At 49.0% G+C, this 20,542-nt stretch carries 11 protein-coding genes and 1 riboswitch; of the genes, 5 read left to right on the top strand and 6 right to left on the bottom strand.

Translation table 11 applies throughout. The features are described 5' to 3' along the window. Window positions 1-81: 81 nt before the first annotated feature. From AC5I6P_RS29770 to AC5I6P_RS29760, 3 genes are read right to left on the bottom strand one after another with little or no spacing between them, the layout of a single operon-like run. On the bottom strand, window positions 82-4,215 hold the full coding sequence (locus tag AC5I6P_RS29770; RefSeq protein ID WP_495697405.1) for a non-ribosomal peptide synthetase: 4,134 nt from the start codon (window positions 4,213-4,215) through the stop codon (window positions 82-84). Next, a complete protein-coding gene (locus tag AC5I6P_RS29765) occupies window positions 4,212-8,882 on the bottom strand; it encodes an amino acid adenylation domain-containing protein (protein ID WP_495697404.1) in 4,671 nt (1,556 codons plus the stop codon). The genes AC5I6P_RS29770 and AC5I6P_RS29765 overlap by 4 nt, the downstream gene beginning before the upstream one ends. Then, window positions 8,879-12,121, bottom strand: coding sequence for a non-ribosomal peptide synthetase (locus AC5I6P_RS29760; protein ID WP_495697403.1), 3,243 nt, complete (start codon window positions 12,119-12,121; stop codon window positions 8,879-8,881). Before AC5I6P_RS29760 ends, AC5I6P_RS29765 begins: the two co-directional genes overlap by 4 nt. Before the next feature lie 307 nt (window positions 12,122-12,428). On the opposite strand from AC5I6P_RS29760, the gene glpK reads away from it, so the two are divergent. Beyond that, window positions 12,429-13,952: a glycerol kinase GlpK gene (glpK, locus tag AC5I6P_RS29755; RefSeq protein ID WP_495697402.1), complete on the top strand. Its 1,524-nt coding sequence runs from the start codon at window positions 12,429-12,431 to the stop codon at window positions 13,950-13,952. Here glpK and AC5I6P_RS29750 read toward each other — a convergent pair. Next, complete coding sequence (locus AC5I6P_RS29750; RefSeq protein ID WP_495697401.1) at window positions 13,903-14,466, bottom strand: 2'-5' RNA ligase family protein; 564 nt, start codon at window positions 14,464-14,466, stop codon at window positions 13,903-13,905. The genes glpK and AC5I6P_RS29750 overlap by 50 nt on opposite strands. A 242-nt stretch (window positions 14,467-14,708) precedes the next feature. Here AC5I6P_RS29750 and AC5I6P_RS29745 point away from each other — a divergent pair, with 242 nt between their 5' ends. Both AC5I6P_RS29745 and AC5I6P_RS29740 read left to right on the top strand, forming a co-directional pair. Continuing rightward, entirely contained in the window at window positions 14,709-15,305 is a 597-nt protein-coding gene (locus AC5I6P_RS29745) for a Uma2 family endonuclease (RefSeq protein ID WP_495697400.1), read from the top strand. A 298-nt stretch (window positions 15,306-15,603) separates the two neighbouring features. After that, complete coding sequence (locus AC5I6P_RS29740; protein ID WP_495697399.1) at window positions 15,604-16,260, top strand: hypothetical protein; 657 nt, start codon at window positions 15,604-15,606, stop codon at window positions 16,258-16,260. Between the two features lie 105 nt (window positions 16,261-16,365). Here the strand turns inward: AC5I6P_RS29740 and bioA are convergent, their stop codons facing one another. Both bioA and AC5I6P_RS29730 read right to left on the bottom strand, forming a co-directional pair. Beyond that, window positions 16,366-17,649 (bottom strand): adenosylmethionine--8-amino-7-oxononanoate transaminase, encoded by a 1,284-nt coding sequence (gene bioA, locus AC5I6P_RS29735; RefSeq protein WP_495697398.1) that lies wholly within the window; start codon window positions 17,647-17,649, stop codon window positions 16,366-16,368. A 4-nt stretch (window positions 17,650-17,653) separates the two neighbouring features. Continuing rightward, window positions 17,654-18,520 carry a biotin--[acetyl-CoA-carboxylase] ligase gene (locus AC5I6P_RS29730; protein ID WP_495697397.1) on the bottom strand — a complete coding sequence of 289 codons (867 nt, stop codon included), beginning with the start codon at window positions 18,518-18,520 and terminating at the stop codon, window positions 17,654-17,656. A 230-nt stretch (window positions 18,521-18,750) separates the two neighbouring features. After that, a riboswitch (guanidine-I (ykkC/yxkD leader) is annotated at window positions 18,751-18,879 on the top strand. Between the two features lie 105 nt (window positions 18,880-18,984). On the opposite strand from AC5I6P_RS29730, the gene AC5I6P_RS29725 reads away from it, so the two are divergent. Together AC5I6P_RS29725 and AC5I6P_RS29720 are read left to right on the top strand one after the other, a co-directional pair. Beyond that, the gene (locus tag AC5I6P_RS29725; RefSeq protein WP_495697396.1) at window positions 18,985-19,716 is read left to right on the top strand and encodes an urea amidolyase associated protein UAAP1; all 732 of its coding nucleotides are present in this window, start codon (window positions 18,985-18,987) and stop codon (window positions 19,714-19,716) included. A gap of 82 nt (window positions 19,717-19,798) precedes the next feature. Next, the gene (locus AC5I6P_RS29720) at window positions 19,799-20,437 is read left to right on the top strand and encodes an urea amidolyase associated protein UAAP2 (RefSeq protein WP_495697395.1); all 639 of its coding nucleotides are present in this window, start codon (window positions 19,799-19,801) and stop codon (window positions 20,435-20,437) included. Window positions 20,438-20,542: the final 105 nt, after the last annotated feature.

Here is a 20,542-nt window from a genome sequence, read left to right as displayed (position 1 = left end):
ACCGACACTTGCCTCAATGGAACTACACGGCCAAGCCAGAATTACAGGTTATTTAATCCACGCTCCTTAGTAAGCTCTTGATCACGATGTTAGTTGCCCTTCTCCCATGCATTGCTTTAACTGTTGGGCTAAGTATTGAACATGAGGACTTCTTAGCATGGTGAGATGATTTCCTGGAATCGGACAAAGGTTGACCTCCTTCGTCAGCTTTTTCCAGCCTAACGTTGAATCCTGGTTAGTTTTGCTGGTTTTGAATAACGTGATTGGGTGGGAATACCTTTGAGGACTGTAGCTCAGGAATGCCTCAGCATTGGCACGATAAGTTTGGAGTATGGGACGTAAGGATAGCTCATTTAGCAATTGCGATTGGCTATGCCAAACTTCAGCGGGGTTCGCGGCGCGAAGTTCGTTGTCGCCCCTCGGTTGACGCTGAAAAGACTTGAGGAAACTAGACAAAAATTGTGCGCTCTGAGTTTGAACCTGAGTTTGAAGAGAAGATTTGAGCAAGCAACCGTAATCGATTAGGAAAGGAAGCAGCGATCGCGTAAGGGTGGTTAGCACGTTGAAATTATCTCGGTAAGAGAGCTGATGCCCTGGACTTGCGGTGTCGAGCATTGCCAGTAATGCAACTTCGTGTCCGGCTTGTTCAAGCTGCTGCGCCATCTCAAAAGCAACCACCCCACCAAACGACCATCCACCAATGTAGTAAGGGCCTTGAGGCTGAATCTGGCGAATCGCTTTGATGTAGTAGGCAGCCATCTCTTCGATCGTCGTATGCGGTGGATGACCTTCTAGGCCAATCGGGTGCAATCCATAAAACGGGCGATTGGCTTTACCAAGTTCCAAAGTACTTTGAGCAATAGAAGTTCGCTTCGCGGAATCCGTTGGAGCGCTGAACTGCTGCGCCAACTGGTAATAGGGAAAAACAGTACCAAAGATGGGATGTACGCAAAAGAAAGGCGGCTTTGAACCTGTAGGCTGAAGCGGCACCAAGCTAGAAATTTCGGACGCAGAAGGTGAACAATTCGCTTGATCGAGTTGCTGTGCTAATTGTTCAATTGTAGGAGCAAGAAATAAGCTAGAGAGCGGCAGCGCTCCAACGGACTTTGCTCCGCCAACCCCATTTGGCACAGCCAATTGCTCAAAGTGCTGATGAATTTGATCCATCAGACGCATAGCTTTGAGAGAATCTCCGCCCATGTCAAAAAAGTTTTGGGTCACGTCTATTTCTGTGAGGCCAAGCTGCTCAGCCCAAAGTTTTGCCAGAGTTACTTCTGTCTCAGTGCGGGGAGCAACCGCAGCAGTATTGAGTGACAAGGTAGCAAGAGATTGGCGATCTATCTTGCCATTAGGTAACAGGGGTAACGTGGGCTGAATGGCAATGACCGACGGAATCATGTAGGCAGGTAATCGTTGCTGTAGAAATGCCTTTAACTGGGAATTTAATTCAGGCGGTGCGGCTGAATTTGGCACAACGCAAGCCACAATATGCTTTTCCTCAACCGTCTTTTCTGCAACTTGAACAGCGACCACCGTCGCTGCGATCGCAGGATGTTGTTTCAATACGGTTTCAATTTCTCCAAGTTCAATCCGATAGCCGCGAAGCTTGACTTGCTCATCCATGCGACCGAGAAATTGAAGGTTGCCATCAGAGCGATAGCGGACGCGATCGCCAGTCTTGTACAGGCGTGAATCAGGTTTGAAGGGATTGGGAATAAAGCGTTCAGCCGTCAAATCGGCGCGATTGAGGTAGCCTTTTGCGAGTCCGTCACCTCCAATGTATAGTTCTCCGGGAACCCCAATCGCCACGGGTTGGAGATCGGAATTGAGGACATAGAGTTGAGTGTTTGCGATCGCGCGTCCAATCGTTACGGTTTGACCCACTTTCAGTTCAGCAATGGTTGACCAAACGCTTGTTTCGGTCAGTCCATAAGCGTTGAAAAAACGGCGACGCATTGCCCAGCGATCGACTAGCTCGCTTGAACACGCTTCTCCAGCCGCGATGACGACTTTGAGATCAGGCAATTCGGGTAAAAGGTTGAGCAAAGCAGGAGGAAGAGTCACATGCGTAATGTGCTGCTCCTGTAAAAATTGAACCAGGTTTGCTCCTAATCGCGAAGCAGATTGGATCAAGTAGAGAGTTGCTCCAGTCGTCAACGCCATGATGATTTCAAAGATTGACGCATCGAAGCTAAGAGACGCAAATTGTAGAACACGATCGCTCGGTTGCACATTGAAGATTTGGTGCTGAGCCTGAGCAAGATTAGACAATCCTTGATGAGTGACAAGTACACCTTTCGGTTGCCCGGTAGAGCCAGAAGTGTAAATCACATAGGCAAGATTATTAGCGGTAACGCGGCTGAGAGGAGGATTGCTGCCGGTTCGATATTCTTGCTGATCTAGGCAGATCACAGTTTGTCCTAACTCTACAAACCGATCGACTAGCGATCGCTGAGTGAGCAAGATAGAAACTTGAGCATCCTGGAGCATGAATTGCAGACGCTCTGTAGGATAGGTCGGATCGAGCGGAACGTAAGCACCTCCGGCTTTCAGAACAGCCAGAACCGCAATCAGCATATTAAGCGATTGCTCTACACAAATTCCCACCAATCGGTCAGGAACAACACCGAATTGTTGTAAGGAATGGGCGAGTTGATTGCTGCGATCGCTCAGTTCACGATAGGTAAGCTGTTGGTCTGCAAAAACAACGGCAACGGCATCGGGAGTTTGGTTGACCTGCGATTCAAACCAATCATGAATACACCAATCTTTGGGGTACTCTGCCTCAGTTGCGTTCCACTGAACTAATTGTTGATGCTGCTCAACAGCAGTCAAGATTGGCAGATCAGAGAGGCGTTGGTTGGGGGCCGCTACGATGTTTTCTAGTAACGTTTGGAAGTGCTTCAGCATGCGTGCGATCGCGGCTTGATCAAATAAATCAGTGCGGTAGACTGCCACAACGCCCAGTGTGTCTAAGCATTCTACAATTTGAAACTCCAAGTCAAATCGGGCTGTACCCGGATCAACAGACACAGGGCTCAAGGTTAACTTAGGCAACTCTAATGACTCAGCAGGCGAGTTTTGCAGAGCAAATACCACTTGAAACAGAGGATTGCGGTTTAAGTCGCGATCGGGTTGCAAGGCTTCTACCAATTTTTCAAACGGCAAATCCTGATGGGCATATGCGCCCAATGCGACTTCTCGCACTTGGTTGAGCAAATCTAAGAACGTAGGATTACCTGATAGATCGGTTCGCAAGACCACGCTATTTGCAAAAAAACCAATCAAGCTCTCAAGTTCGCTGTGATTGCGATTTGCAATCGGAGAGCCGACAGAGATATCAGTTTGCCCGGTATACCGAAAGAGTAATGTTTGAAATGCGGCTAACAGAGTCATGAATGGAGTCGCATTTGCTTCATCGCTCAATTGAACGATTGCTGACTTCAATGCTTTGGGCAACACTAACGCTTCGCGTGCGCCCTGAAACTTTTCGCTAAACGTAAAGTGCAATTCCGAAGGAACCACAGTTTTCTCCCCTAGATTGGGCAGTTCCAAAATAGGAGCTGCGCCCTCTAGTTTTTGCTGCCAGTAGGCGAGTTGACTTGCCAACACTTCTCCCTGAAGCCAGTCTTGTTGCCAATGAGCAAAATCAGCGTACTGAATTGGCAACTCGGCTAACGGTGAAGGATGCCCAGCCGCGAATGCGATGTAGAGCGCTTCTAGTTCACGAATCAACACGGCGATCGACCAACCATCCGTAACAATGTGATGCATCGTGAGCAGCAGTACATAGTTGGTTTCGTCTAATTGCAGCAGTTTTACCCGTAACAGCGCATCTTGAACCAGATCAAACGGGCGCTGAAATGCTTCAATTGTTAGTCGTTCAACTTCTGCTTGCTGGTCTGCTGGTGGCAAAGTTTGTAGATCGATTAATGGCAGAGGCAACGTCAGCTGCGGCAGCACCACTTGCCTCGGCTGCCCTCCTATCATTTTGAAATTCGTCCGTAGCGACTCGTGGCGGCGCACAATTTCATTAAACGTTTGCTCTAGAGCGGCGATATTCAGTTCGCCGCTAAGCTGGACTGCAAGCGGCACATTGTAAGCCGGATTTTCGGGCATCAACTGCTGAAGAAACCAAAGTCGCTGTTGAGCAAAGGAGGTTGGCAGGACGAAAACTTCGGCTTCCGAATCAGCATGAGAGAGCGTTTGAGTCATTTCGGATCGTTTTGAAGGGATGATAGTTTGACGCGATAACTCTCCCGCGAGAGCGGCACGATCGCGGGAACTTTGGACTTAACCATGCTATTCTGCAAGCGTTCAATCTCGGTTGCTAATCCGTCTATTGTTGGCGTTTCAAATAAGCTACGCAGGGGTAACTCAACCTCAAAGATGTCGCGAATGCGAGAGACCAGTTGAGTTGCTAACAGCGAGTGACCCCCCAGTTCAAAAAAGTTATCGTAGATACTGACCTGCTTTAGACTCAGCACAGTGCACCAAATTTCGGTCAGCAGTTGTTCAACTTCAGAGCGGGGTGGTGCATAGGTTTTAATCGATTGAGAGCGAGTCCCCTCAGGCTTAGGCAAAGCGCGACGATTGATTTTTCCATTCGGAGTTAATGGAAATGATTCCAGAACGATGAATTGACTAGGAATCATATAATCGGGCAGTTTTTTACTAAGGTGCGATCGCAATTGGGGAACTAAATGCGCCGCTAACTTAGCATGTAGAGGATTATTAGCATAAGACTGCCAAGAATTAGAATGCTTTACTAATGGAAATTCAGGCGTTGTTTTATTGCCATTGTGAATAAACAAAACATCGTAATGTCCTGCGCTAGAACCTGACTCACACAACCGAATCGTATAAGGTAATTCGTCGATCAGCGATCGCAGGGCTTCAGGATCTACACCTGATGCAGCCTGCATTCCGCGAAATTCTCCGACCGTTTCAGGAGCTTCTGCGCCCTCTAACCATTGCACCGCTTGCATTGCATGAGATAACCGCGCATTTGGAATTTGAGTGATTCCTAAAAAGTCGGGCTGTTCGTGTAGAAGCTGTTTCACACTGGAGAGACTTAAGCGATCGTTCGTCCAGTTAAGCCACGTTGGAGAATCGGTTGGAGCCGTGATTTTGGTTCCGATATGTAGCGTCACGTTATAGCGAAACTGAGTCATTTCATTGTGGTGATGTCCTTCAGTTAAATCGATTTGAACGTGAGTGACTTCAGGAAAGCGATCGCGCAACGCCTGAAAAAAAGCGGGGTCAATTACGAGTTCTGATTCCCGAAGGATTTGGGTCTGAACTCGTTGTCTCAGTTGGGATTTATCCAGCGACGATTCCGCTTGATAAAGCTGTACCGAGGTGTGGAACGCTTTTAGCAATGGCAGACTCCGAATGTCGCCCAAGAAGATAAAGCCAGACGGGGCAGATGCGTCTTTAGGGGTGTGCAGCGCCTGAATTGCGCCCTCTATTACCTGCACCAGATACTCAATGCTAGGAAAATATTGCACAACCGAATTGAGAATGACCGCATCAAAATTTGGTGGTATTCCATCAAAATCGGTTGCCACTTTTTGCAGAAGTTCGACGTGTGGAAGTGAGCCATCCGACAACTGCTGACCAATAGAGCGAAGTCCAACCTCAGAGAAATCAGTTCCGCAGTATTGGGTACAGTGTGGAGCAAGTCGGAACAACATCAGCCCTGTACCGCAGCCAATTTCTAGCACTCGCTGAGGCTGTAATGACAGAATGTAGTCAACGCGGCGATCGACCCATTCCTGAATCTGTTTAGCCGGAAGTGGTTGCCCGGTGTAGCTACTGTTCCACCCAATAATATTAAAGGTTGGATCAACCGGAGCAGGCTGCCCGTAGGTTTCTTCATACAGCATTTGCCACTGCAACACTTGCTCAGCTTGCAATTCTGTTGTTTGATTGGCGTCAAGGGGGTCAGGGCGTTGCGTCACATACGCGATTAAACGGGGGTCGCCTTCATGCTCATCTGCGATCGCGATCGCAGCTTGCACCGCAGGATGTTGCGCTAACGCCGTCTCAATTTCTCCGAGTTCAATCCGGTACCCGCGAAGATTGACCTGCTCATCTAATCGACCAAGAAACTCTAACTGTCCGTTGGCTCGATAGCGCACACAGTCACCCGTTTTGTAGAGCCGCGATCCAGGGTTAATCGGATTGGTAATAAAGCGTTCAGCCGTTAGCTCAGAACGATTGAGATAGCCCCGTGCTAGACCATGTCCACCAACGTAAAGTTCTCCTTTTGCGCCAAGCGGCACGGGTTGAAGATTGGCATCGAGAACATAAAGTTGCGTGTTTGCGATCGCATCTCCAATGGTCGGAACATCGTCTGTGATTTGTCCTGATGTTGCTACAACCGTTGTTTCTGTCAATCCATAGTTATTCACTACGGTAAATGGTAGGGCAACGGGTAATTGACGCAGCTTGTCACCGCCAATTAGTAGGAACCGCAACGCATTACTGTTGGACCAATCAAGATCAAATATTTTCTCAGCTAAGGGGGTAGGTAGAAAGCTAATCGTAATCTGTTGCTCAACCATCCACGCTTGCAAGTGCGTAGGTGAGGTTCGCGTTATGTCGTCGGGAATGTGAATGCTGGCTCCAGCCGTAAGATAGGGAAACAGTTCCCAACCGCAAGCATCAAAGGCAATTCCAGCGACTTGAGTTGCGCGATCGCTCGCCGAAATTTCAAAGGCGCGCTGATGCCAAAATATTAGATTCAGCAAACTTCGATGTTCGACTAACACTCCTTTAGGCTGACCTGTGGAGCCAGATGTGTAGATGATGTAAGCCAGATTGTTAGCCGTAACGCAGGGATTGAGATTTTCCTGACTACAAGCTGCAAAAGTATCCCAGTGATCAAGACAAATAACGCGCTGCTTCAAAGAATCGCAAATGTCAGAGAACCGATCGATTAAATGCTGTTGAGTCAGCAAAATTGCAGTTTGAGCGTCGTTTAGCATAAACGCTAAACGCTCTGCAGGAAAAGCTGAATCAATTGGCACATAAGCACCTCCAGCTTTGAGAATACCAAGTAATCCGATGAGTAAATCAGGAGAGCGATCGACGCAAATACCAACGGGAGTTTCGGCGGTAATGTTGTGCGAGCGCAAGTAATGGGCGAGTTGATTACTGCGATCGTTTAATTCGCGGTAGGTTAGCTGCACCGTTGCAGAAGCGACTGCAAGTGCATCTGGTGTGCGTTCTACTTGAGCTTCAAATAGCTGTTGAATACACTGGTCTGTAGCGTATGGAACCTGAGTGCGGTTCCATTTCACTAGACGTTGATATTCATCAGTTGTAAGAATTGGCAATCTTGAAATCGATTGATTTGGATTCGTGGTAATGCTAACGAGTAAAGTTTGAAAGCTCTGGAGCATCTGCGCGATCGTCGCTGCATCAAATAAGTCCGTATTGTAAACCGCGAGTACCGTCAGCCCAGTTGTGCCGCCTGTTAAATCTCCCAAATGCGTAGAATGGCTGACATGAAACTCCAAATCAAATCGTGTTGTTCCCGGATCAAACTCGATTGGATTTAGTATGACTCCAGGTAACTCTAGTGCTTCTCTGGGCGCATTTTGCAAAGCAAGCACCACTTGAAATAATGGGTTGCGGCTCAAATCGCGATCGGGCTGAAGTTCTTCGACCAACCGCTCAAAGGGCAAGTCTTGGTGAGCATAGGCATCAAGCGCCACTTGCCGCGATCGCTCCAACAATTCGCTGAATGTTGGATCACCTGACAAATCTGTTCGCATCACCAAACTGTTTACAAAAAAACCAATTAAGCCTTCGATCTCACTGCGATTGCGGTTTGCGATTGGGGAACCGATCGCAATATCTGTTTGTCCGGTGTAGCGACACAGTAACGTTTGAAAGGCCGCGAGCAATGTAATAAACAGCGTCACGCCCGAATCTTGACTCAAGCTTTCTAGGGCATGGCTTAGATCAGCAGAAAGTTCTAGCGATCGCGTTGCCCCCCGGTACTGTTGAACTGGAGGTCTTGGTCTATCTGTTGGCAAGTCTAGCGCTGGCAAATTCTCAAGTTGCTGTCGCCAATAAGTTAGTTGAGACTCTAGAACGTCTCCCTGCAACCAGTTTCGCTGCCAATCAGCAAAATCGGCGTACTGAAGTGGTAAATCGGCTAACGGAGAAGGTTGTTCATTAGCAAAGGCGGTGTATAGCGTCCCCAACTCGCGCACCAAAACTCCGATCGACCATCCATCTGAAATGATGTGGTGCAACGTCAACAACAACACAAATTCTGCTTGGTCAAGTTGTAACAATTTCACTCGCAATAGCGGAGCTTGAGCCAAGTCAAACGGCTGTTGAGACTCAGCGATCGCGAGCGTTTGCACCTGAGCAAATTGATCTTCTAACCTTAGGGATCGTAAATCAACCACGGGCAGCGACAGCGCAATATCAGGTGCAATTACCTGTACTGGGTGGGCGTCTTGCATCCGAAACCTCGTGCGAAGCGTTTCATGGCGACGAACAATCTCGTTAAAACTTTGCTCTACCGCAACAATATTGAGCGCTCCCGTCAACCGCATTGCTGTTGGAATATTGTAGAACGCATTTCCGGGAACAAGTTGCTCTAGAAACCACAGCCGCTGTTGTGCAAACGACAGTCGTGGGGCTGAAGTGCGCCGAGGGGATCGTTGAAATTCGGACGGTTGGAGTGTTGTTTTAGCGTGGTGCAGAAAAGCGACCAATTCTACTTTGCGATCGCGAATCTCGCGCTGTAGATTTGATGTGAGAACCCCTTCAGGAGCATTGCAGCGTAGCTTATCCCCATCAACAGAAATCTGAATATCCAGACTTCTTAGATGGGCTAGAAATTCAACTGTTTTCAAAACTCGACCTCCTCACGGGAATCCTTTGCTTCTGGTTCGTCGCGCTTGATCCCAGCAGGATGCACAGCGGTTGCCCAACGAACGGTCTCGATGTACTCTGCGACCTCTGCGACTGTTGGTGACTCAAACAGCAGTTGCAGGGGAATATCCACCTGCAGGCTGTCTCGGATTCGAGACGTAAGCTGCGTGGCAAGTAAGGAATGTCCGCCTGAGGTAAAGAAGTTGTCATAGAGACTAACGGGTCGCCCTAATACCTCTGTCCAAAGCTGCGCCAGTGCCGTTTCAATTGGCGTTCGAGGCGCGATCGCTTCTACCTCAGGATAAACTACATCTAATGCTGCCAAAGCTTGACGATCGACTTTGCCGTTTTGCGTCAGTGGCAGGGCGTCCACTTCCACAAACCTCCACGGAATCATGTATTCCGGCAGTTTTGCTTTTAGAAATTGGCGTAGCCCCCCCTTTTGCACCCCTGCTGAATCTAAGACGACATAGGCCACTAATCCCCTATCTATGGGCGTAATTTCTTGAACCAAAACAATGGTTTCTCGAACCGTTGGATGCTCCAGCAGGGCACGCTCAATGTCTCCTAGCTCAATCCGAAAGCCGCGAATCTTCACTTGATCATCGCCGCGACCTAAAAACTCTAAGCGTCCGTCGGCTCGATAGTGTACCCAGTCTCCTGTTTTGTAAAGCCGCGAATCCACGCAAAACGGATTGGCAATAAAGGATTCCGTTGAACCGCTCAAATAGCCTCGTGCTACGCCCTCTCCGCCAACGTACAGTTCACCCCTTGCTCCAATCGGGACAGGCTGTAGATGAGCGTCTAACACGTACAGTTGCGTGTTGGCGATCGGGCGTCCAATCGTTGGTGTTTCTCCCGCAGACACCACACCCGATGTTGTCACGACCGTATTCTCAGTCGGGCCGTAGTTGTTCACAACGGTAAACGGTAATGAAGCAGGGGGCAATTGACGGAGCTGATCGCCGCCAATCAGGAGCGATCGTAAGGACGTACCCGACCAATCCAGCGGCCATAGTGACTCGGCAAGCGGCGTTGGTAGAAAGCTGATCGTAATGCGTTGAGCAATGAACCAATCTCGCAATTTTTCTGGCGATAGCCGAGTTGCTTCGTCCGGGAAGTGGAGGCTGGCTCCAGCAGTGAGATAAGGAAAAATTTCCCATGCACAGGCATCAAACGCAGGAGCCGCAATTTGAGTGGCACAATCGTTCTGTGCAACTTGAAACGCTTGGCGATGCCAACTCACTAAATTGACCAATCCTCGATGCTCGATTTGAACGCCTTTTGGCTGACCTGTTGAGCCAGAGGTATAGATAACGTAAGCCAGGTCATCTGCCGTAACTTGACTAGTCGGATTGTCAGATCTGTGATGTATTTCTCCTGAATCTTGCGACACAAAGTTCGCAACATCAATCACCTTTAATTGCTCATCTCTTAATCGCTCATCTAAGGTCAGCAAGCTGTCGCTCAGATGCGATCGCGTCAATACGATCGCGACTCCAGCACCATGCAACATTGCCCTCAAACGTTCATCTGGAGAATGAGGATCAAGGGCAACGTAAGCGCCTCCAGCTTTGAGGATTGCTAACATGCCTATCACCCATTCGCAAGAGCGATCGCAGCATAGCCCCACCAATACATCCGGTTTCACGCCGAGTTGCTGTAACTCGTGCGCGAGGCGATTGGCTCGCTCATTTAACGCCCGGTAGGTGAACTGTTGCGTTGGAAATTGGAGCGCAATGCTGTCGGGTGTTTTTTCAGCCTGCGCCTCAAATTGCTGATGCACAAGGAGCTTCTGTGAGTAATTAACTTCAGTTTGATTCCAATCGATCAGTACTTGTTGTCGTTCTGCTGCTGACAATAATGGTAGTTCTGCGATCGCTTGATCAGGATCCGCCACCATTCCGGCTAACAAAATTTGGAAGTGTTGTAGCAGACGCTCAATCGTCGCTGCATCAAATAGATCGGTGCTGTACTCTAATGATCCCTTCAGCCCTTGTCCGGTGTTCTCAAACGACAGCGTTAAGTCAAACTTAGCAACCTGGCTTTCGACCTCCATATAGTCCAGTGTTAGCCCAGCCAATTCTAGCGGTGGAGTCGGAGCCGATTGCAACGCAAACATTACCTGAATCAAGGGCGTATGGCTCAAACTCCGCGCTGGCTGAAGCTCTTCCACCAAGCGCTCAAACGGTAAATCTTGATGGCTGTAAGCATCTAGCGCGATCGATCTCACCTGATGCAGTAGCGATCGCACCGTGGGCTGACCCGATAAATCTGCTCGCATCACCAATAGATTGACAAAGAAACCGATCAATTCCTCGGTTTGGCTATGGTTACGATTAGCGATTGGCGTTCCGATTGCTAAATCGGTTTGTCCCGTATAGCGAAAGAGTAAGATTTGAAACGCTGTCAGCAATGTTACAAACAACGTAACCTCAGTTTGCCCACTCAGATGTTCTAACGCCTCGGTCAAGCTTGGAGATAGCTCTAAATATTGCGTTGCTCCTCGATAACTCTGAACTGCCGGACGGGATCGATCGGTTGGTAAATCGATTGCAGGCAAACCCGCTAACTGCTGTCGCCAATAGTCTAGCTGCGTTTCCAGCACGTCACCCTGAAGCCACTGCTGCTGCCAATGGGCAAAATCTGCATATTGAATCGGTAGGTCTGGGAGCGGAGACGGGTTGCCATTCGCAAAAGCGGTATAGAGCGTGCCTAGTTCTCGCATCATCACACCCATTGACCAGCCATCTGAAACAATGTGATGGAGGGTGAGCAACAGAATATGATCTGTGGAGTCGAGGCGCAGCAATTTGGCTCTAATTAGCGCTCCTTGGGTCAGATCAAACGGGTGTTGCGATTCCTCTAAAATTAGCGGCTTAAAGCCTAGTGAAAATGAGTCTAGTGGAAGTGAGCTTTGTTGCACATCTACCATAGGCAAAGCAATCCTGTGCTGAGCCGCAATCACCTGAACGACCTGTCCATCGACCATCCGAAATGTCGATCGCAGCGTTTCATGACGACGAACAATCTCATTCAGGGCTTGCTGTAGGGCAGCCACATTCAACAAGCCTGTGAGCCGAATGGCGGCAGGCACGTTGTAAACGGCACTTTGCGGCGATAACTGATCAAAAAACCATAAGCGCTGCTGAGCAAAAGAGGTCGGAAAGAGATAGGCTTCGGTTGAGGAAAGATCAGTAGGGATTGCTTTTGGAGTCATTCCCAATTTATAGAAGTGATTGCTCGCAAGCGAGACAAAATTTAACTTAATTTTAGATACTCAAGAGTGTTAAGACGAGTAAGCATTGATCTAGATGACGCACTGATTTCTTTGCTTCTCTCTGTAGATGGATCTCGAGATGGGTCTCGCCTTTGAATAGGCTTGCCCTTGCTGAAATTAAACCGTGTTGAATTAAACCGTGTCGAAACGAAACCTTGTTGAAACGAAACAGAGCGTAAACCATCGACACAGAAGAAATAACGCCCACTTTGCGCTGTAGAGTGAAATTGGTTGCGGGCAAAGAACAATGGCAGCATCTTCTGGTTACATTCTGGCACTCGATTTAGGAACAACAGGAAATCGCGCATTCTTGTTTGATGCGACGGGCAGTATCATCAGTCAGGCATATCAGGAATTAACCCAGTACTACCCGTGCCCCGGATGGCTAGAACACGACCCGCTTGAAATTTGGCAAACTACCTGTGCCGTAATCCAGTCGGCAGTTCAACACGCAGCGATACAAGCTTCAGATATTCACGCGATCGGGCTAACAGTACAACGTGAAACCTGTTTGCTGTGGGATAAAACGACTGGACAACCGCTTTACAACGCGATCGTATGGCAAGATCGCCGCACTGCCTCCCAGTGTCAGCAGTTGCAGGAGCAGGGCTACGCGGCAGAGATCTTAGAGCGAACGGGACTCGTGATGGATGCTTATTTTTCTGCCACAAAATTAGCTTGGCTGTTAGAACATGTGGTCGCTGATACGAGCCTGGAGAATGTGCTTGCAGGCACGATTGACACCTGGATTTTGTGGAAGCTGACAGGAGGCAAGGTACATGCAACAGATGACAGCAATGCCAGCCGCACGATGTTGTTTAACCTCACGACGCGGCAGTGGGATGCACAACTGCTTGAACTATTTGGCATTCCGGCACATCTGTTGCCTAATATTCAACCGAGTTTGGGGCATTTTGGTACGACTGATTCTGGCGTAGTGGGGGCAGAAATTCCAATTATGGCAATTCTGGGAGATCAGCAAGCATCTCTGTTTGGACAGGGCTGCGATTCGCCTTGCGAAGCTCCGAAGGATCGCGCTGGTTTGGTGAAGTGTACTTACGGAACGGGTAGTTTTTTGGTTGCTCATACCGGGACTCAGATTGTCCGTTCTGATCAACTGATTGCGACCGTGGCTTGGACTCAAACCGATGCGACGGGACACAAGAGCGCGAGCTATGCCTTAGAAGGCAGTATGTTCACAACTGGGGCGTGCATTCAGTGGTTACGCGATGGTCTTCAGATCATTCGCACAGCGGCTGAAACCGAAGCTTTAGCGCAACAAGTGCCCGATAATGGAGGAGTCTACTTTGTTCCTGCGTTTAGCGGCTTAGGCGCACCGCACTGGGACATGGAAGCACGGGGGGCATTTTTGGGGTTGACAGGAGGGGTACAACGACAACACATGGTGCGCTCTGTTTTAGAAGCGATCGCGTTCCAGGTTAAAGACGTGGTGGAAACCATTCATCGCTCTGGTGCCGTGCAGATCGAGCGACTGAAGGTAGATGGAGGTGCCTGTCAGAACAATTTTCTCATGCAGTTTCAGGCAGATGTTTTAGGCATTCCCGTTGAACGACCCAAGATGCAAGATACAACCGCACAAGGAGCCGCTTTTGCCGCAGGACTAGCAAGCGGATTTTGGCAGAATGACCAAGCGTTGATCGTTCACCGTCAGATCGATCGCGTGTTTGAACCGCGAGATAGCGATCGCGCGATCTCTCATTTTATGATGTGGCAGAATGCGGTCGAGCGGGCGAAGCATTGGACGAGCTAACATCTGTGCCTTGAAACAGAAACTCCTCTACTAGTGCCCAAGGCCCGCCCTGATACTGCCAGAGCAGCAGTCCCTCTCCGACTCCGTTGAAGCGTTTCCACTCATCGGTAAGTTGCTCGTACAACTGCCTCGCGTCATCCGACGCAACCTTGTTTTGAATCGTGATGTGGGGTCGATAGCCTTGGCGATCTTGAGCCGTGAGCCAGTCGCTCCATTGCGTTGCCAACCGTTGATGGAGCCGCACCAATTCAGGAGCCTGAACTTCTACCGCTACTCCTTTGCCCAAAAACCGGGGCTTCGGAAACTCGAGAGACAGGGTTGGAGTTTGTGAACACAGCGTTTGCAGCGTCTGCCGAATGCTCGATTCCTGCTCACCTGGTAGCGCATGAAAAAGGCTGATGTGGGCAGGTATAAAATTTCTGGCGGGGGGAAAGTGCTGCTGACGAAGCTCGTTAAATCCATCAAAGGTGGATTGGTCTAGCTTGAGGGTCAGAACGAGAGGAGGGGACGACATCAGCAAACATGGTTCTAGAGGCTAACACCGTTTACTGTAGCGAAGGGTTGAAATCATGCCATCCACTTCAAGAGACAGGGAAGTGCGATCGCTTATTAACCTCTCGACTCGCGATCGCCCACAGTTACTAAAGCGGTGTAACGCACTAATCCTAGCAGGAGTACGATTGGCTTTGCGAAGGATCGCGCTCTGTCTCGACGTGCCATACTTGCTCTTATCAGTCCTCGACTTCTTTTTGTTAGATGACACAAACGCCACTAAAAGAAACCCCAACTCAAGATCAACGCATTGTGTATCCGGGACGAACCTGGGAGCAGTTCAAACACATTCAGAAAGGATTTGAAGACTCGATTGGGGTACGCCTGTTTTACTATGATGGAACCATTGAAATTCTGATGCCAGGACGCGAACACGAACTCTTTGGGCACATCATCGGTTGGTTAACAACATGCTTTCTGGCGCAGAAGGGAATTTTCTTTCAGCCGACAGGCGCTATGACCCAAGAGCGAGAACAAGAGGCATCGGCTCAAGCGGATCAGTCTTATTGCATTGGCAGCGTCAAGCCGATTCCTGACCTTTCGATCGAGGTTGTTTTCACTAGTGGCGGCATCGATAAACTTGCACGTTATCGGGCATTAGGCGTTCCCGAAGTTTGGTTCTGGCAAGACGGGGTGTTGATGCTTTACGCGCTCAGCACCAGTGGATATGAACGCATTGATTGCAGCAACCTACCAGGGTTAGAAGACCTGGATATCGATCTACTGAAACGCTGTATTCTGCTAGCTGAAACAGATGCAGGAGAAGCAGTTAGAGTTTTCCAGCAGGCGATCGCAAGATAGAAACAGCGACTGATTTCAATCAGAGCGATCGCTCCTCGTAAACCTGAATCTTTGGAAAGCGCGATCTCACCCACACCCGATTCGACTCGCGATCTCTCCTTGATCTGACTGCGTTAAATTGTCAACAGAACCTAATATCTTTAACCTCTTTAACCATTGGTACTCCTAAAACCATTGGTACTCCTAATCAAAACTTTCTGAAACCCTGACACAGAAGCAATAAATTACTCTGTTGCCAAATGTGATAATCAGAGACATTCATGATTTTTGGGATTGCTACTATTTCGAGGAATGCTCCGTGTATACGCTAACAGAAGCCGAGTTCCGCAAAGAAGCTGAACCTATGTTAAAACGAGTCTTTGTCGATTACGATTTTACTAACCAGCCTTTTTCATCTGCTATAACTGAGCGTAGGATTGTCTATCCTTGTGGTGGCTCATTTGATGAAGCCATTCCTGTTAAAGTTTTAGTATCTGCTGCCACTGAAGTAGGTGATGAAGGTTGTTACATAACCTCTTTATGGGAAGATGAAGGCGCTCCCCGCCATTGCTATGTCTCTCTCTCAGAACTGCTTGTTGGGTACGGTGACACCACAGGCAATGATAACCAGATGATTGGTATCAACTTAGGGATGGACATTTATGAATTAGACAGTGTTATCTACTCTGCTCAGGGTAGGTGGGGAATCATGATGTGCCATGAATATTGTGGATTACTCGGTGGTTCACCAGATTTTATGGCAATGATTGAATCAGGTGTCCCTAGTTTCAATATGCAGGTATATGATTTTTTTGAACGTTATCGGGGTTTCAGGGAGTCTGGAATTGAACCCACCCTTGGCTGGTTGCCTCCCTTGTTAAGTCACATCTATGGACAAGAAGTTGCCAAAGTAATGCTAGCCAAGTCGCACTTAGGGTGTAGTCTGTATAAATCCAAGCAGAATCGCGATGCCTAACCTTCATTGCACTTGCTGTTCAACTTTGTAATCACCAATCTTTGTACTCGCTATTGATACAGATACGATAATCATACACATCTGCTCAGCGCGGCAGGAAAAGAATTACAACTCATCCAGAATTTGTCGAATCACTCGATAAATCGATTCGAGTTCATCTGTCGTAATGCAGTAAGGCGGCATTAGATAAATTGTGTTGCCCAGCGGACGAATTAGAAATCCTGCTTCTAGAAATTTGGCTTTTAGAATGGGCGCGATCGCATTGAAATAGCCGTCTGTTCCGTCTGTTTTCACCTCCATTGCCGCAATCGTGCCACAGATCCGCAGGTGTTCAAGTTTCGGATGCCCTTGCAGATACTGCACCAAGTAGCGACGGTGATGGTTTTCCATGTCCTGGAAGTGAGGCTGCTGTTGAAGGAGTTCTAATGAGGTCAATCCTGTGGCGCAGGCAAGCGGGTTGCCCGTGTAAGTGTGACCGTGATACAGCGCTTTCGTCGCGTCGTTGCTGTAGAACGCCTCATAGATCGCGTCGGTTGCCAGCGTTACCGACAGGGGTAAACAGCCGCCTGACAGCCCTTTAGAAAGACATATAATATCGGGCGCTGTAGCAGACTTCAAACAGGCAAACAGCGAACCTGTGCGACCAAACCCCGTCATTACTTCGTCATAAATTAACAGAACGCCAAACTGACGGGCAAGCTGAGCGAGGGCTTGCAGAAATTGGGGGCGGCACATCCGCATTCCGGCGGCTCCCTGTATTAGCGGCTCAATCACGATTCCGGCATGATGCCCTTGGTTGAGCAAAAATTCGATTTTGTCCAGCGCTTCGGATTCCTTGGCTTCAACCTGCTCGTCTCCATCAAACGTCGCTGGAAACGGAACAACATCAGTTTCAAACAGCAGAGGCTGAAACGCCTGCCACCAAGGAGAACTCTTGCCAATCGACATCGCCCCGATCGTATCACCGTGATAACCGCCCTCAAAGCTAATAAAGCGCGATCGCTGTGGCTCTCCCCCATTGTGCCAATACTGATATGCCATCTTCAGCGCCACTTCAACCGCCGTTGAACCGTTGTCGGAAAAAAAGACGCGAGTTAGAGAAGCCGGAACATGGGTTAATAATTTGCGGGCTAGCTGCTCGGCGGGTTCATGAGTAAATCCAGCAAAGATCACCTGTTCTAACTGCTGTGCTTGCCGATACAAGGTTTGGGCGATCGCAGGGTGAGCGTGTCCATGAATTGTCACCCACCAGCTAGAAATGCAGTCCATGATCCGCCGCCCATCATCCAATTCCAGCCAAATGCCTTCGCCCTTGATGACATTAAGCGGAGGCGCGGCAGTTTTCATCTGAGTGTAGGGTCGCCAGATCGGGGAATCAGAGTTGAGCATGAATTCACCAGAGAATGTGTCCTGAGACGAACGATCGTACCTTGCCATCGGCGCATTTCAAGAGGAGATGTCCGCGATCGCTAATGCCGCCTGCCTCGCCTGAAATCTGTTTATTGCCCAAATCTACCGTGATGAAGTGACCAAGCAGAGCATCCCGCTGGCGGAGTGCGGGTAATAGTGCTGTAAGTCCAGGGCAGTCCTCCGCGTCGCGTTTCTCTAATCGCATCAATTCTGAAGCTTGCAGTAAGTAATGCCGCAACCGCTCCAACAACAGGAACTCGTCGGGCACGATCGGCGAGATTTGATGTAAGCTGACGGCCCGACTAATCAGCGCTTCGCGCACCTCCGAAGCAACCACACTGGCATCCAATCCAGCTTGCTCAAACTCGACACAGCGATTGAGTCCCACCCCGACTATGGCTCGTCCCATTCCACGACTCGCGGTTCCTTCGGAGTTGTACTCGGAGTTGTACAACGGGCTAATTGCTTCACACAAAATGCCTGCTAGCTTTCGCCCGTCAAATAAAACATCGTTCGACCACTTCAAGCGCAGCCGATTTTTCAAATCGGGTAGCAGATCTTCGATCGCATAAATCACTGCCAGTCCTGCTGCCAAGCTTAATTGGGGTAAATGCACAGCAGGAATTCGATCAAGGACAATGCTGGCCGTCAACACGCCAGGAGGGGAATGCCAGATTCGCCCGTGCTGTCCTCGTCCAGCCGTTTGCTGAGGCGTAAATACTACATCTCCATGCTGCAACCGGATTTGGGCCGTTTCGTTTGGGTGGCGCGAAGCATTCATTGCCCAAGTATTGGTGCTAGGGCAAGACTCTAGCCAGTGCAACCAGTTAGCGGCATCGGAAAGCGGCATGATGGAACCTAGAATGAAAAATTGTAGCTGTCGCTACAATCTTGTGGACTGGTTTACAGTTATCTACCTAAAGGATCAGTTGCCTTAGAGATTTAGCTGTGCTAAAAATCTAGCTATTGCCTAGGAAGCATGTTCAGCAGAATTCTAACGTAGGGGTAGGGTATTTCAGCAAGTCTTTGAAGCTTGGCCTAGCCATCTTCTCCAGAGTTGCGCTAATTGCATCACATTTAATTCTTTGCTTCTAGGGTTCCGGTCTGGCTTGCGAGCGAGATGTCTGGTCCGAGAGAAGCAGCCGCTTTTAGATCTAACTCCATCAGAGTTCAGAAGCGGTCACACGGCGGGACAAAAGCCCGGGAGAGCCAAGCAACAGAGGGGCACTGTTGTCGGCTTCCTGGGCTTTGTTGTTTGGATCTTTGATCGTTGTTTGAGTCATTGTCTTTGAATCATCGTAACTGGAGGACTTTATGGGACACACCGCGTCTACTCAACCAAACGCCGCCATCTCGCCAAACCTAGTGCTTCTAGACGAAACCGTACCAGGTGGTGCATATTGGCAGGGCGTAATCAAACGCGGCAATACGCTGCGAGTCACTGATTTAGCAGGTTCACAAGGCGTGTCGCTACTCGCCTACAACGCCGACAATCCGATCGAGCGGCTCAACGTCGCTGACACCTCCAAAATTCAGTTCAACGCCTTTCTCAAAAAAGGCATGGTGATCTATTCCGATATGGGGCGCGTGTTGTTCTCCATCACGGAAGATACGTCTGGCTATCACGATTTGTTAGGCGGATGCAGCAATGCCAGCCGCAATGCCGCGAAATATGAGGGCGGCGACTTTTGGCAAAATTCCCGCGATCACTTTCTCAAAGCACTAACGCGCCGGGGGTTGGGCAAAAAAGACATCATGCCTAATCTCAATTTGTTTAGTCGCGTTGCGGTCGATCCAGACGGCAAGATGAGCTTTGTAGAAGGCGGCGCTGCGGATAGCTTTATTGACCTGCGAGCAGAGATGAATGTGCTGGTGATTCTCTCCAACTGTCCGCATGTACTTCACCCCAGCAACGTGTTTGACCCAAAACCGATTCAAGTCACCATTTGGGATTCCCCTGCACCCGAACCTGACGACTCGTGCCGGACAGCGAATCCTGAAGCAGTTCGTGGATTCATCAACACCGATGCCTTATTCGCGCAGTAATTCACTTTGGCTAAATTTACTTTGCCTAGCAATCTATCTGTCATTCATCTAGACATTGCATTTTTTGTAGGAGAACTCAATCATGATCACTGCTGAACGTGTCCTTGATCCCGCTACCGCGATTTACGACGAGGTGTTACCTGCTAGACATCCCTGGTCTCATGTGGTGAAGCAGGGACAGATTCTTCGCATCGAAGATTTGGGAGGAAATCAAGCGGTCGATTTTTTGGTGTATAACGCTGATGACCCATCCGAGCGATACAGCGCTCAAGATACAACTGTTGCTCAAGGCAACATCTATTTGACCACAGACAGTAAACTGATTTCCAATGATGGTGGAGTCCTCATGACCATTCTGAAGGACACTTGCGGACGACACGATACATCTGGGGGAGCGTGTAGCTGTGAAAGTAATTCGGTGCGCTTTGGTTTAGATAAAAAGTACCAGCACGCCTGTGTGGAGAACTTTCTAACAGCACTGGCTCCTTACGGGCTAGGCAAACGCGATATGGTCAGTAACATCAATTTCTTTATGAATGTCCCGGTGTCAGAAGATGGCACATTAGAGATTGTTGATGGGATTTCCGCGTCAGGCAGTATTGTAGATCTGCGGGCTGAGATGAACGTGCTGGTTGCTATTTCTAATTGTCCGCAAATGAACAACCCCTGTAATGCTTACAATCCCACTCCGATTCGGTTAATCATCTGGGACGCGATGTAAGTCACAACAGAGAAGGCATAAGAAAAAACGTCTGTCCCTCTGTTATGTTGCCCTTGATTTACTCTGTGAATTCCTGTGGTGACACAATTTCTTTGCCCTCATCCC

This window comes from Myxacorys sp. (assembly GCF_059501405.1).
The sequence above is the reverse complement of the archived record's forward strand: the minus strand, read 5'-3'. Positions and strand labels throughout refer to the sequence as shown.